The 13,823-nt window shown below is 71.0% G+C and carries 9 protein-coding genes and 1 pseudogene; 3 read left to right on the forward strand and 7 right to left on the reverse strand.

The annotated features are described in order from the left end of the window. Window positions 1–136 precede the first annotated feature (136 nt). Both VE614_RS25170 and VE614_RS25175 read left to right on the forward strand, forming a co-directional pair. Window positions 137–1,819 (forward strand): hypothetical protein, encoded by a 1,683-nt coding sequence (locus tag VE614_RS25170; protein ID WP_324941451.1) that lies wholly within the window; start codon window positions 137–139, stop codon window positions 1,817–1,819. 625 nt (window positions 1,820–2,444) lie between these two features. Then, window positions 2,445–4,007: a polysaccharide lyase family 1 protein gene (locus tag VE614_RS25175; RefSeq protein WP_324941454.1), complete on the forward strand. Its 1,563-nt coding sequence runs from the start codon at window positions 2,445–2,447 to the stop codon at window positions 4,005–4,007. A 63-nt stretch (window positions 4,008–4,070) separates the two neighbouring features. On the opposite strand, the gene VE614_RS25180 is transcribed toward VE614_RS25175, so the two are convergent. The 3 genes and pseudogenes from VE614_RS25180 to VE614_RS25190 form a co-directional block, all read right to left on the reverse strand. Continuing rightward, window positions 4,071–4,610 carry a carboxylesterase family protein gene (locus VE614_RS25180; RefSeq protein ID WP_324941457.1) on the reverse strand — a complete coding sequence of 180 codons (540 nt, stop codon included), beginning with the start codon at window positions 4,608–4,610 and terminating at the stop codon, window positions 4,071–4,073. A gap of 155 nt (window positions 4,611–4,765) precedes the next feature. Then, a pseudogene (locus VE614_RS25185) lies at window positions 4,766–5,372 on the reverse strand (discoidin domain-containing protein); the annotation flags it as partial. A gap of 91 nt (window positions 5,373–5,463) precedes the next feature. After that, on the reverse strand, window positions 5,464–7,650 hold the full coding sequence (locus tag VE614_RS25190; RefSeq protein ID WP_324941460.1) for a discoidin domain-containing protein: 2,187 nt from the start codon (window positions 7,648–7,650) through the stop codon (window positions 5,464–5,466). 190 nt (window positions 7,651–7,840) lie between these two features. Here VE614_RS25190 and VE614_RS25195 point away from each other — a divergent pair, with 190 nt between their 5' ends. Further along, complete coding sequence (locus tag VE614_RS25195; protein ID WP_324941463.1) at window positions 7,841–8,860, forward strand: LacI family DNA-binding transcriptional regulator; 1,020 nt, start codon at window positions 7,841–7,843, stop codon at window positions 8,858–8,860. Window positions 8,861–8,973: 113 nt separating this feature from the next. Here VE614_RS25195 and VE614_RS25200 read toward each other — a convergent pair whose 3' ends face one another. The 4 genes from VE614_RS25200 to VE614_RS25215 form a co-directional block, all read right to left on the reverse strand. Further along, window positions 8,974–10,353, reverse strand: coding sequence for a GH1 family beta-glucosidase (locus tag VE614_RS25200; RefSeq protein ID WP_324941466.1), 1,380 nt, complete (start codon window positions 10,351–10,353; stop codon window positions 8,974–8,976). Window positions 10,354–10,416: 63 nt separating this feature from the next. After that, entirely contained in the window at window positions 10,417–11,256 is an 840-nt protein-coding gene (locus VE614_RS25205) for a carbohydrate ABC transporter permease (protein WP_324941996.1), read from the reverse strand. A 31-nt stretch (window positions 11,257–11,287) separates the two neighbouring features. Beyond that, the gene (locus VE614_RS25210) at window positions 11,288–12,298 is read right to left on the reverse strand and encodes a sugar ABC transporter permease (RefSeq protein WP_324941469.1); all 1,011 of its coding nucleotides are present in this window, start codon (window positions 12,296–12,298) and stop codon (window positions 11,288–11,290) included. A gap of 14 nt (window positions 12,299–12,312) precedes the next feature. Beyond that, window positions 12,313–13,626 carry a sugar ABC transporter substrate-binding protein gene (locus VE614_RS25215; RefSeq protein ID WP_324941472.1) on the reverse strand — a complete coding sequence of 438 codons (1,314 nt, stop codon included), beginning with the start codon at window positions 13,624–13,626 and terminating at the stop codon, window positions 12,313–12,315. Window positions 13,627–13,823 lie beyond the last annotated feature (197 nt).

Here is a 13,823-nt window from a genome sequence, read left to right on the forward strand (position 1 = left end):
CCCCCACCAGGCGCTCCGCGCGGCGCGCACTGTCGAGCGCGGTGAGATCACCACTACGCTGGGTGCCGGATGCCCGGCGCGGCGCACCTGCGGGCCCGCGTGACCGGGCGGCGGCCGTACCGTTCGGGAGGCACCCATGGACTACTACGATCTCGGCACTCACACCCGTCCGGTGACGACCACGTCGGCCGAGGCCCAGCTCTGGTTCGACCGCGGTCTGGTCTGGACGTACGCCTTCCACCACGAAGAGGCCGTCCGCTGCTTCGAGGCGGCGGTCGCGGCCGATCCCGAGTGCGCCATGGCCCACTGGGGCATCGCCTACGCCCTGGGTCCCAATTACAACAAGCCGTGGGAGTTCTTCGACGAGAAGGACCTCACCCGGACCGTCGAGCGCACCCATGCCGCCGTCGAACGGGCGCACGAGAAGGCCGCCGGTGCCACACCCGTCGAACGGGCGCTGATCGGCGCGCTGCGCGCCCGTTACCCTCGGTCCCGCCCGGTCGAGGACTGCTCGGTGTGGAACGAGCCGTACGCCGGCAGCATGCGCGCCGCCCACGAGCTGGCCCCCGACGATCTGGACGTCGCCGCCCTGTACGCCGACGCGCTGATGAACCTGACGCCGTGGCGACTGTGGGACCTGCGCACCGGCGAGCCCGCCGAGGGCGCCCGCACGCTCGAAGCCCGGGCCGTCCTCGAACGGGCGATCGACACGCCGGGCGGGCGCGACCATCCGGGCGTCCTGCACCTGTACATCCACCTGATGGAGATGTCCCCGACACCCGAGTCGGCCCTGCCCGTCGCCGACCGGCTGCGCGGCCTGGTGCCGGACGCCGGCCACCTCCAGCACATGCCCTCGCACATCGAAGTACTGTGCGGCGACTACCGGCGGGTCGTGTCCGACAACAGCGCGGCGATCGCCGCCGACGAGAAGTTCCACGCGCGCGCCGGGGCGATGAACTTCTACACGCTGTACCGGTCGCACAACTACCACTTCAAGATCTACGGCGCGATGTTCCTCGGCCGGTCCGAGGTCGCCCTGGAGACGGCCGCCCGGCTGGAGGCGTCCATCCCCGAGGAACTGCTGCGGGTGCAGAGCCCGCCCATGGCCGACTGGCTGGAGGGCTTCCTCGCCATGCGGGTGCATGTGCTGATCCGGTTCGGCCGCTGGGCCGACATCCTCGGTCTGCCGCTGCCCGAGGACCGCGATCTGTACTGCGTGACCACCGCCATGCTGCGCTACGCCCGTGGCGTCGCCCTCGCGGCGACCGGCCGGGTCGCCGAGGCCGAGACCGAGCGGGAGCTGTTCCACGCGGCGCTCGACCGGGTCCCCGGGACGCGGACCCTGTTCAACAACACCTGCGCCGACATCCTGGCCATCGCCTCCGCCATGCTCGACGGCGAACTCGCCTACCGCAAAGGCCACTTCGACGAGGCGTTCGCCGCCTTGGAGCGGTCCGTCGCCCTCGACGACAACCTGCCGTACGACGAGCCGTGGGGCTGGATGCAGCCCACCCGGCACGCCCTGGGCGCCCTGCTGCTGGAACAGGGGCGGGTCGTCGAGGCCGAGGCCGTCTACCGGGCCGACCTGGGCCTGGACGACACCCTGCCGCGCGCCTGCCGGCACCCCGGCAACGTCTGGTCCCTGCACGGTTTCCACGAATGCCTGCTCCGGCAGGGCAGAACGGCGGAGGCGGGCATCGTCGCCCAGCAGCTGGAGGTCGCCACCGCCCTGGCGGACGTCCCCGTCGAGGCGTCCTGCTTCTGCCGCACCACCCCCACGGCAACGGCACCGCCCCGCTGCTGCGGGGCGGACGGATGATGCCACCGCCGCCACGTACGGGGCCGTGACGCGGCGCACCGCCCTCGCGGGCCGCACGTACGCGCCTCGCCCCCCATCAGCCCGTACGGCCGAGGCGGGCCACCCGAGTCGGCCGAGGGTCGCGCCGATCGCACCGGCCGGCAGCAATCCCCTCCGACGTCCGGGTGCGGCCTGATCATGTCGTCCGGACTCACCGCTCGCCGTTCCGGCGGACGCGGCGAGCGTGCTGGTGCCGGCCATCGACCGGGCGATGACCAAGCTCCGGCCGGGCATCGCACCCGGGTTTCCGTCCGGGGCACCGTCCGGCGCCTTCCGTGGGTCTTGGAGCGGATTCGGCTTCTGCATGAAATCGCTTTCTGTGGTTGCGCGAAGCCTTGTCACAGCACTGAGGTCACCCTATCCTCGCCGCACGGAAAGCGCTTTCCCAAGCGGGTGCGGGCCGCTCCTGATCCGGCCAGAGCCGCACTTCCGGTACGCCACCCGCCGGTCGCAGCGGTCACCGCACAGCGAGCACGCACGGCACCACCGCACCACTGCACGCCTGCACGCCTGCACGCCTGCACGCCTGCACCACGCATCAGCACCACCCGGCGTTCGAGGACGACTGACGAATGGGGAGACGAGGATGAGACGACCTGCCGCGCTGCGGCTCCACGCGGCACTGGCCACGCTGGCACTCGCGGCCGCGACCGGTGCGGTCCTGTCGGCGCCCGAGGCATCGGCGGCCACCGGCGGCGCCACGGGGTACGCGACCCAGAACGGCGGCACCACCGGCGGCGCCGGCGGGCAGACCGTGCGGGCCACCACGGGGACGGCGATCCACCAGGCCCTGTGCACCCGGGCCAGCAGCAGCACCCCGATCACCATCCAGGTCGAGGGGACCATCAACCACGGCAACACCAGCAAGGTGTCGGGCGGCAGTTGCAGCACCGCCGACGGCGTGATCGAGCTGAAGCAGATCAGCAACGTCACGATCGTCGGGGTCGGCAGTGGTGCCGTCTTCGACCAACTGGGCATCCACATCCGGGAGTCCAGGAACATCATCATCCAGAACGTGACCGTCCGGAACGTCAAGAAGTCCGGCTCGCCCACGTCCAACGGCGGTGACGCCATCGGCATGGAGAGCGACGTCCGCAACGTCTGGGTCGACCACGTCACCCTGGAGGCGTCGGGCGGGGAGTCGGAGGGCTTCGACGGCCTCTTCGACATGAAGGACAACACCCAGTACGTGACCCTGTCGTACAGCGTCCTGCGCAACTCCGGCCGCGGCGGCCTCATCGGCTCCAGCGAGACCGACACCTCGAACGGTTACGTCACGTTCCACCACAACCTGTACGAGAACATCGACTCCCGCGCGCCCCTGCTGCGCGGCGGGATCGCCCACATCTACAACAACCACTACACGCGCCTCAACGAGTCCGGTATCAACTCCCGGGCCGGCGCCCGCGCCAAGGTGGACAACAACTACTTCGAGGACTCCAAGGACGTCCTGGGCACCTTCTACACGGACGCGGCCGGTTACTGGCAGGTCGCCGGCAACATCTTCGACAACGTGACGTGGTCCGGCCGGAGCGGCGACCACAACCCGGCCGGGCCGAATCCGCAGTCCAACACCACGGTCGGCATTCCGTACTCCTACAACCTCGACGCCGCCAGTTGCGTGCCGGGCGTCGTGAGCCAGACGGCGGGCGCCAACAAGGGCCTGCGGGTGTCGGACGGCAACTGCTCACCGCAGACGCCCGCCCCCACACCCACGCCGACCACCCCCACCCCGGCCCCGACGACGCCCGCGCCCACCCCGACGCCGACCCAGCCCGCCGGGACCAACCTGAGCATCGGAGCGGGCGCGGACGGCTCCAGCAAGGCCGACGGGACGAGCTACGGCAATGTCCGGGACGGCAACATGAGCACCTACTGGTCGCCGGCCGGCACGACCGGTTCGGTCTCCGTCAAGTGGGGCTCCCCCACCACCGTCTCCACGGTCCACATCCGCGAGACGTCGGCGGCCGCCGGCCGCATCGGCTCCTGGCGGGTCCTCGACGCCGACACCGGTACCGTGCTCGCGACCGGCAGCGGAGCCGGGGTGATCGCCGTTCCCCGGACCACACTGAGCAAGATCACTTTTGAGATCACCGGCTCGAACGGCACACCGCAGGTGGCCGAGTACGAGACGTACGCCGGGTGGTGACCCGGTACCGCCGCGCCGCCGGGGAAGCACCGGGCAGCGCGGCGGTGTCAGGCCGTGAGGCCGTCAGGCGGCGGGGCGGTTCCAGAGGTCGCAGTGGTGGTCCTGGGGGAAGGTGACCGTGGGGGTGATCGCCTCCGGGGCGAGGGTCTGGACCTTCGGGTACGGATTCCAGCGCGGGGCGCCCACCGCGTACGGCAGGCCCGTCCTGGCGAAGTTCGTCCAGTGGCCGAGCATCGTGTCCGTCAGGGCGACCTGGCCCGGGGTTCCCGTGACGCCGCCGAAGACGTACCGGATCTCGGAGCCGTGCGGTGCCCCGATCGGGAAGCTCAGCGGCGGGTTCAGATAGTCCATGGCGTGCCGGTCGGCGAACTCGTACGGGTAGGAGCGGGTGTGCTCCGCCATGAGGCCGGCGGTGCGGGACTGGAGGCAGGCGAACTGGGAGTCGGTGAGGACCGCGCCCAGGGCCTCCGCGGGGCTGCCGTGGCCGGACAGCGGGTAGCGGGCCAGGATCTCGTCGGCCCGTGCGCCGTGGAGCGCGCGGACCGCCGCCGGGTAGCCCTCGGCGGTGAGCCGCCGGCCGGTGAGGTCGTAGGTGGTCGCCACGGTGAGCCGGCCCTCGTCGCAGGCAGGCGAGGTCCGCGCAGCCGAGGGAGTCGGCCCAGGCCTTGCCGTTGTTCTGCTGTGACTCCTGGGTGGGCAGGGGGAAGCCGCAGCCGGACTGGGCGATGGCCCGGTCGAAGAGGCCGGTCGCGGCCGGGGAGACCAGGTGCCGGCAGACGCCGTCCGCCGACGGTCAGTTGCCAGTCGCCCTGGCCGCCGGTGACCCGGACGGCTCCCCCGGGCGCCGGCTGGGTGGTGTCGTCGCCGTAGACCTGGAACTCCCACAGGGAGTAGCCGTAGCCGGTGGGGCGGGTGACGCCCTGGAGACGGACGTAGCGGCCCGTTCCGGAGACGCGATGTCGTCCGTGCCCCCGTCCCCGGCCGTGACGGACTTGACGGTGCGCCAGTCGCTGCCGTTGTCCGACAGCTGGATGTCGTAGGCCTTGCCGTAGGCCGCCTCCCAGGTCAGCACGACCCGGCTGACGGCGGCGGACTGGCCCAGATCGACCTGGTGCCACTGGTTGTCGCTCCACTGGCTGGCCCAGCGGGTGCCGGTGAGGTTGCCGTCCACGGCGGCCGGGGCGGTGAACGCCGCGCCCTCCGCCGACGACGCGGTGGCGGGCCTGCCCTGCGACAGCAGGGTCTCGGCCGCCGAGGCCGGGGCCGCCGTCAGCGCGGTGACGGATCCGGCGAGCAGGGCGCCCAGGGTCACGAGGGAGGCTGTCTACGGGCTCGGGTGTGTCTTCTTCTCCTGGCGGTGTGCATGGCGGCTCCATGTGCGGCGGGAGGAGGGAGGTCGGTTCCGCCTTCCGGGCGGCGCGGCGGGGACCGGGAGGACGCCGCCCGGAAGGGACCGTCAGGGGTAGGAGACGACGGTCGAGGGGATGGTCTCGCTGCCCTGGGTGGGGGCGCCGGTGTCGTTGATGACGTGCTCGAAGTGGCCGTTGCCGCCGAGCGAGACGGTGAGCAGGCTGTGGAACTTCACGCCGGGCTTGACCGGTGCCTTGAAGCCGTGATCCTGGCGGATCGTCGGGTCGACGTTGTAGTAGCAGTAGCTGCCCATGCCCCAGCCCTCATGGGTGTTCACGGAGTCGTCGACCCGGTAGGCGGCGTAGCCCTTGGTGGTGCCGTTCTGGATGGCGGCCTGGTTGGGGGCGTCGTACGCCTTCTCGTTCTGGAAGAAGATCGTCCGGCCGCGCTCGCCGTACCACTCCACGTCGTACTTGTTGAAGTGCTCCACGAACAGACCGGTGGCCAGCACGTCGTCGCCGTTGACGCGGACGCCGTAGTCGGCGCGGTTGGTCTCCCAGCCGACGCCCTCGCCGTGGTCGGCGCGCCACACCCAGGTGTGGTCGATGATCGTGTCGTCGTTGTTGACGACCATGCTGGTGGTGGCCTTGCCGGCGCCCGCGCCGCCGATGCGGAGGTACACGTCCTGGACGGTCGTGGGGTTCGCGGAGTGGTCGGCGGAGGCGTTCTGCGGGCCGACCTCCAGCAGCGTCGGCGAGTTGACCGGCCCGGCGTCGATCAGGAAGCCCGCGAGCCGTACGCCGTCGACGTCGGCGACCCGCATGGCGGTCACACCGTTGTCCGGGATGATGGTGGCGAGGCCGAGGCCGAGCACGATGGTGTCGGGCCGGTTGATCTGGATCGTGCGGTCGACGTGGTAGACGCCGGGCGTGAACAGCAGGTGCAGGCCCTGGGCGAGCGCCTGGTTGATGGTGGCGGCGGTGGCGCCGGGCTTGACGACGTAGAAGCGGCTGAGCGGGATGGACTGGCCCTGCGGGGTGCCGCTCGCCCAGGTGGTGCCGCGGGCGCCGGTGCGCTTGGCGGGCGCGAACACCTTGTACTCGGTGCCGTCGAGGTAGAGGAACGGCTTCTCGCGCGAGATCGGGGTGTTCGCGAGGGTGGTGTAGCGCGGCTCGGGGAAGCTGTTCGCCGGGGCGCCCTCGACGCCCGAGAAGACCTGGTTCCACACGGAGTTGGACCAGCCGCCGATGGCACTGTCCCGCGTGTACCACTGCTGCTGCGAGTAGTTGCCGACCTGGCCGTCGATCTTGGAGTCGGCGATGTAGCCGCCGCTGGCCCAGCCGTAGCCGTTCGGGGCGAGGTTGAGGCCGCCCTTGACGTGCATGCGGCGGAAGGAGGAGGCCTGCGAGACCGCCCACCGGTTGGTGCCGTTGACCGGGTCGACCGCGAGGTTCTCGGCACCGCGCCAGAAGTTCTGGGTGGCGTTGCCGTTGAACCAGCCCGCGTCGACGGTGATGTCGCCGTTGATCAGCGTGTCGTCGGGCTTCAGGCCGAGGCCCGCGATCTGGGTGTAGAAGCCGATCTGGGCGTTGAGGTTGTTGTAGGTGCCCGGCTTGAAGAGGAACGCGTGCCGGCCGGTGCCGAACTGCGCGGACTCCTGCTGCTTGAACACCGCGTCCAGCTTGCCCTGGATGTCGGGGGTGGAGGGGTCGATGACGTGGACGTTCGGGCCGAGGTCGCCACCGCCGGGGAGCTGGGGGGTGTCGCCGGTGCCGCCGTAGACCTGGAACTCCCACAGGGAGTAGCCGTAGCCGGTGGCGCGGGTGACGCCCTGGAGACGAACGTAGCGGCCGGTCCCGGAGACGGCGATGTCGTCCGTGCCGCCGTCCCCGCCCGTGACCGACCTGACCGTGCGCCAGTCGGTGCCGTTCTCCGAGAGCTGGATGTCATAGGCCTTGCCGTAGGCCACCTCCCAGGTCAGCACCACCCGGCTCACGGCGGTGCTCTGACCCAGATCGACCTGGAACCACTGGTTGTCGCTCCACTGGCTCGCCCAGCGCGTACCGGTCAGATTGCCGTCCACGGCGGCCGGGGCGGCGAACGCCGCACCCTCCGTCGACGACGCCGTGGCCGGCCTGCCCTGCGACAGCAGCGTCTCGGCCGCCGCGGCCGGGGCCGCCGGGACGAGCGCGAGCAGCGTGCCGACCAGGGACGAGACCAGGGCTCCGGCGGTGGCGCGTCTGACGGCCGGGCTGGATCGCCGGAAGACCGGCGGTATCCCGACTGAAGGCATGGGGTCTCCTCGTGTGGGGAGGGGGAACGGTTGCGAGAGAGCGGGAGAGCGCTCTCCCGGGAACCTTGCCCGCCTGTCAGTGAACGGTCAAGCATTCCGTCACGCTTTTCTTTAGGCTTGCCTTAAGCCTTTCGAGGAGTGATCGGCACCTGCGCGTACCCGCTCGGCGACAGCGCGTTAGGGTGCGGGAGTGACCAAGAGGGGACCGACTCTGGAAGACGTCGCACGTGAGGCCGGAGTCTCCCGTGCGACGGCGTCGCGCGTGGTCAACGGCGTGCGCAACGTGGACCCGCGCATCCAGGAAGCGGTGCGCCGGGCGATCACCCGCACCGGCTACACCCCCAACCAGGCGGCCCGCTCACTGGTGACCCGCCGCACGGGCGCGGTGGCACTCGTGTTCTCCGCGACGGGCGAGGCCTTCGCCGCACGGGTCTTCGCCGACCCGTTCTTCGGACGCGTGGTGGACGGAGCGCTGGGCTTCCTGCGCGAGCGGACCGTCCAGCCGGTGCTCCTGGTCGCCGAGTCCGAGCAGGCCAGGGTCCAGGTCGTGCAGTACTTGCGGCAGGGCGCGGCGGACGGCGCCCTCGTGGTCTCCCTGGACGCCGACGACCCGCTGCCGGCGATGCTGGTGGCAGCGGGTGTTCCCACCGTCCTCTTCGGCCGTCCGCCCGGCCCCCTGCGGGTGGGGTACGTCGACCTCGACAACGCCGCGGGCGCCCGGCTCGCGGCCGGACACCTCCTCGCGCGCGGCCGACGGCGCCTCGCCACCATCGGCGCCCCCACCTCCGCCCCGGCCGCCCGGGACCGCCTCGACGGCTTCCGCGCCGCGCTGACCGAGGCGGGGATCACCGACGTCGCCGTGGTAAGGGGGCGGTTCACGGCCGAGAGCGGCAGGGCGGCGATGGCCCGCCTGCTGCGGGAGCATCCCGGTCTGGACGGAGTGTTCGCCGCCAACGACCTGATGGCGCAGGGCGCGTGCCAGCACCTCCGGGAGCGGGGGCTGGCCGTGCCCGGCGATATCGCCGTGGTGGGCTTCGACGACTCCCGGGCCGCGACGGAGTGCCGGCCCGGACTGACGACGGTGCGGCAGCCGGTGGAGGAGATGGCCGCGGCGATGGCCCGGCTGCTGGTCGACCGGCTCCGGGGCACCGCCGAGGACGGCTCCCGCGTGCTGTTCGAGCCGGAGCTGGTGGTACGCGAGTCCGCCTGACCGGCCGGCCGGGCGGGGCCGGGAGCGAGCGCCTCACCGGCCCGGGAGCGGCGCGCCGGAGGCGGGCCGCGCGCCCGCCCGCAGCACGCGCCCGCCCGCAGCACGCGCCCGGCTCAGGCTGCGGCGGACGCGGCGTTCCGGTGCGCTCGGATGATCTCGGCGTAGCGTCGGCCGCTGCTCTTCATGGTGCGCTTCTGGGTCGGGTAGTCCACGTGGACCAGCCCGAAGCGCTTGTCGTAGCCGTACGCCCACTCGAAGTTGTCCAGCAGCGACCAGGCGTAGTAGCCCGCCAGCGGGGCGCCCTTGCGCAGGGCACGGGCACAGGCGGCCAGGTGTTCCTCCAGGTAGCGGGTGCGCTCGGGGTCGTGGACGGTGCCGTCGGGGGCGACGGTGTCCGGGTAGGCGGAGCCGTTCTCGGTGACGTAGATGCGGCGCACCCCGTAGTCGTCGGTGAGCCGCATCAGCATGCCCTCCAGGCCCGCCGCGTCGACCGGCCAGTCCATGCCGGAGCGGGGCACGCCGGCCACCCTGACCTCGCGGGCGTACGGCACGGGGCCGTCGGGGTCGTCGACGACGACGGACGGGAAGTAGTAGTTGAGTCCGTGCCAGTCGGTCGGGGTCGCCATCACCTCCAGGTCGCCGGACCGCTCGGGCAGTTCGACGCCGTACAGCTCGCGCATGTCGGCGGGGAAGCCGCGGCCGTACACCGGGTCGAGCCACCAGCGGTTGGTGTGGCCGTCCAGGCGGACGGCCGCGGCGGCGTCCTCGGGACGGGCGGTGGCGGGTTCGACGGTGGAGTGGTTGGTGACCAGGCCGATCTGCGCGCCGGGCGCGGCGGCGCGCACCGCTCGCATGGCCAGGCCGTGGGCGAGGAGCAGATGGTAGGAGGCGCGCACGGCGGCGGTGAGGTCGGTGAGGCCGGGGGCCATCCGGCCCTCCAGGTGGCCGATCCAGCCGGAGCACAGCGGCTCGTTGAGGGTGGCCCACCGGGTGACCCGGTCCCCGAGCCGGCCGGCGACGGCGGAGGCGTAGGCGGCGAGGTGTTCCGCGGTGTCGCGCTCGGTCCAGCCGCCGCGGTCCTGGAGGGCCTGGGGCAGGTCCCAGTGGTAGAGGGTGACGGACGGGGTGATGCCGGCGGCGAGCAGGCCGTCGACGAGCCGGTCGTAGAAGTCGAGGCCCGCGGGGTTGACGGGGCCGTCGCCGCCGGGCATGACCCGGGGCCAGGCCACGGACATCCGGTAGCCGTCGGTGCCGAGTTCCTTCATCAGGACGATGTCCTCGGGCCAGCGGTGGTAGTGGTCGCAGGCGACGTCGCCGTGGTCGTCGTTGTCGACCCGGCCGGGCGTGTGGCTGAAGGTGTCCCAGATGGACGGGGCGCGGCCGTCCTCGGCCACCGCGCCCTCGATCTGGTAGGCGGATGTCGCGGTGCCCCAGGTGAAGTCGGCCGGGAAGGCCGCCAGGTCGAGGGCGTGCGGGGCTGCGGATTCGGGCACGGAGGAACCTCTCGGGAGTGGGCGAAGCGGGCGGCTGAGACGCTGTCGTGGCGGTGCGGGGCGCTACTTCACGGCGCCGGCGGTCAGTCCGGCGACCAGGTAGCGCTGGAGGAGCAGGAAGCCGGCGACCACGGGCACGCTCACCACGAGGGAGGCGGCCATGATCTGGTTCCAGTAGACGTCGTTGAGCGTGGAGTAGCCCTGGAGTCCGACGGCGAGGGTGCGGGTGGTGTCGTTCGTCATGACGGAGGCGAAGAGGACTTCGCCCCAGGCGGTCATGAAGGCGTAGACGGCGACCGCGACGATGCCGGGCACGGCCGCCGGGACGATCACCCGGAACAGCGCGCCGATCGGACCGCACCCGTCGACCTTGGCGGCCTCGTCCAGGTCGCGCGGGATGGAGTCGAAGTACCCGATGAGCATCCAGATGGAGAACGGCAGCGAGAAGGTCAGATAGGTGAGGATCAGGCCGCCGCGCGAGCCGAACAGGGCGATGCCGGTGGCGTTGCCGATGTTGACGTAGATGAGGAACAGCGGCAGCAGGAACAGGATGCCGGGGAACATCTGCGTCGACAGGACCGTGACCGTGAACACCCGTTTGCCGCGGAAGTCGTAGCGGCTGACGGCGTAGGCGGCGAACACCGCGATGACCACCGAGCAGACGGTGGCGGCGACCGAGACGATCAGGGAGTTGACGAAGTAGTCCGCGAGCGGAACGGTCTCCCAGATGTCGAGGTACGGCCGGAGCGTGAGCCCGGAGGGGATCCACTGGAACTTCTCCGAGACGTCCTCCAGCGGCTTCAGCGAGCTGGAGAGCATCACGTACACCGGCAGCAGGACGAACACCGTCAGGACGGTGAGGAAGATCCGCCGGGTCCACAGGAAGGACGGCGGGGCGGCCATCGGCGAGCGGACGGCGCGTCGCTTCGAGGTGTCAGGCACGGGCCTTCGCCTTCTTTCCCCGGCTGGTGACCAGCAGGTAGACGCCGGTCACGACGAGCAGGAACAGCAGCAGCAGGACGGACATGGCCGAGCCGGTGCCGAAGTTCCAGGTCTGGAAGGAGGACTGGTAGATGTGCAGGGAGATCAGGTCGGCGGACTCGGGGGCCGCCCTGCCGAACAGCACGAACGGTGTGTTGAAGTCGTTGAAGGTCCACAGGAACAGCACCAGCACGAGCACCTGGTTGACGGGACGCAGCGAGGGCAGGGTGATGTGCCGGATCTGCTTCCGGACGCCCGCCCCGTCGAGGGCCGCGGCCTCGTACATGTCCCTCGGGATGTTCTGCAGCCCGGCCATCAGGGTGAGGAAGGCGAACGGCCAGCCCTTCCAGACCGAGACGGTCAGCAGCGCCCAGAACGCGTTGTCGCCGACAAGCCAGAAGGCGGGGTTGTCGCCGATGCCGAGCTGGTCGTGGAGGACGTGGTTCACCAGGCCGTTGTCACGCTGGAACATGAACACCCAGGTGATGACGGCGGCGTAGACGGGCAGCGCGTACGGGACGAGGAAGAGGGTGCGCAGCAGGCCGCGGCCGCGGAAGTTCTCCTGGAGGAAGATGGCGGCGGCGGTCCCGAGCAGCCAGCACAGGCCCACCGAGCAGACGGTGAACAGGCAGGTGGTCAGGAACGACTTCAGCAGCGCCTCGCCGACGGGGGCGTTGAAGTCGACGGCCATCCGGAAGTTGTCGAGACCGGCCCAGGGCGCCTCGGACCAGTTGGAGATGTAGAACTGGGTCAGCTCCTTGAAGCTCATGACGATGCCCATGAGCATCGGCACGAGATGGACGAGGAGTTCGAGGAGGAGGGCGGGCAGGAGCAGCAGGTAGGGCAGTGAGACGTGGCGCAGCCGCCCGGAGCGGCGCGTGGTCCGCTTGGCTCCGGGGCGGTTCTGCCGCCGCTTCGTCCCCGGCCCGGACGTGGCGTGGCGGGATGCGACGGTGATGGTCATGGCGGGGTTCGCGCCTACTTCTTCGGCATCTGCTGCTGGGCCTTCTCGAGCTTCTCGCGCACCGACTGCTCGGTCACGGCACGCCCGGCGGCGGCGTCGGCGAACAGTTCCTTGACGGCGGTGCCGACGACGGTCTCGAACTGGGACTCCTCGGGCACCTGCGGCAGGGCGGCGGCGCTGGTGGCGAGGGTGTCGCGCAGGACGGCGACGGCCGGGGCGCTGAAGGCGGGGTCGGACTGGGCGCTCTTGACCGGCGGGATGGAGCCGTAGGCCTTGTTGAGGATCTTCTGCTCCGCGTCGCTGGTCATGAACTTCACGAACTTCAGCGCGCCGTCGAGGTTGTCGGTGTTCTTGAACACCCCCATGTTGATGCCGGCGACCATCGAGTTGGTGGCCGTGCCCGTGCCCGGCTCGCCGGACTGGACGGGGGCGGGGGCGACGCCCCAGTCCTCGTCCTTCATGCCCTGGGCCTTGAAGGTGGCGGAGGCGGTCTGCCACAGCACCATGCCGGTCTTGCCCTTGGAGAAGTCGCTCAGCGACTGGTTCTGGGCGTACTCGGCGTTGCCCGGGGCGACGATCTTGTGCTCGGCCATCAGGTCGACGTACTGCTTGACCGCGGTGACCGCGCCGTCCGAGGTGAAGTCCGGCTTGCCGTCGGGGGTGAAGAAGTCGGCGCCGTGCTGTTTACCGAGGACGAAGACCTGGTGGATGTTGTTCGAGAGGTTGGAGCCCTCGACGCCGATGCCGTTCTTGCCCTTGGCGGTGAGCTTCCTGCCGGCGGCGACCAGCTCGTCCCAGGTGGCCGGCGGCTTGGCTATCCCGGCCTCCGCGAACAGCTTCTTGTTGTAGTAGAGGGCGTACGCCATCGAATACAGCGGCACGGCGGCCGGGTCCTGCCCCTGGACGCCGGTGGAGCCGAGCGCGGACTCCACGAAGCGGTCCCTGCCGCCGATCTTGTCGAAGTTCTTCTCGTCCCAGGGCAGCAGCGCGCCGCTCGCCTGGAGCGAGGCCGACCAGGTGTTGCCGATGTTGAGGACGTCGGGGCCCTGGCCGGAGGTGGTGGCGGTGAGGATCCGGTTCAGCAGGTCGGACCAGGGCACGACCTCCAGCTTCACCTCGATGCCGGTCTGCTTCTCGAACTTGTCGAGTTCCGGCTGGAGGACCTTCTTGTCGACCTCGATGCTCGCGCCCTGGTTGGAGGCCCAGTACGTGAGGGTCTTGGGCGAGTCGTCGCCCCCGCCGGTCGCGGAGCCGCCGCCGCAGGCCGAGGCGGCGAGCGCGAGGGACAGGGTGACGGCACCGGTGACTGCGGCTCTGAATCTGCGCATGCTCCTGGGACCCTTCCGGGGGACGCGAGGGGAACCGGTACGACGCGCGCCCCTGCTGGCCGTACCGACTTAATTTATGGCGTGAGTTAATAGCCACGCGAAGTGCGCGTCAAGGCCCTCGGCGCGGGTACGTCGCGCTCGGCGACGCCGGACAACGGGCGCGGTTCCCCCGGGTGGCGCCCCCCGGCCGTGTGACC

This window comes from Streptomyces sp. (assembly GCF_035645055.1).
Lineage (GTDB): Bacteria > Actinomycetota > Actinomycetes > Streptomycetales > Streptomycetaceae > Streptomyces.

What these genes read in the sequence shown, in the direction of transcription:
- VE614_RS25170 (WP_324941451.1), top strand. Translation starts at nt 137, where the DNA reads ATGGACTACTACGATCTCGGCACTCACACCCGTCCGGTGACGACCACG.
- VE614_RS25175 (WP_324941454.1), top strand. Translation starts at nt 2,445, where the DNA reads ATGAGACGACCTGCCGCGCTGCGGCTCCACGCGGCACTGGCCACGCTG.
- VE614_RS25190 (WP_324941460.1), bottom strand. Translation starts at nt 7,650, where the DNA reads ATGCCTTCAGTCGGGATACCGCCGGTCTTCCGGCGATCCAGCCCGGCC.
- VE614_RS25205 (WP_324941996.1), bottom strand. Translation starts at nt 11,256, where the DNA reads ATGGCCGCCCCGCCGTCCTTCCTGTGGACCCGGCGGATCTTCCTCACC.
- VE614_RS25210 (WP_324941469.1), bottom strand. Translation starts at nt 12,298, where the DNA reads ATGACCATCACCGTCGCATCCCGCCACGCCACGTCCGGGCCGGGGACG.
- VE614_RS25215 (WP_324941472.1), bottom strand. Translation starts at nt 13,626, where the DNA reads ATGCGCAGATTCAGAGCCGCAGTCACCGGTGCCGTCACCCTGTCCCTC.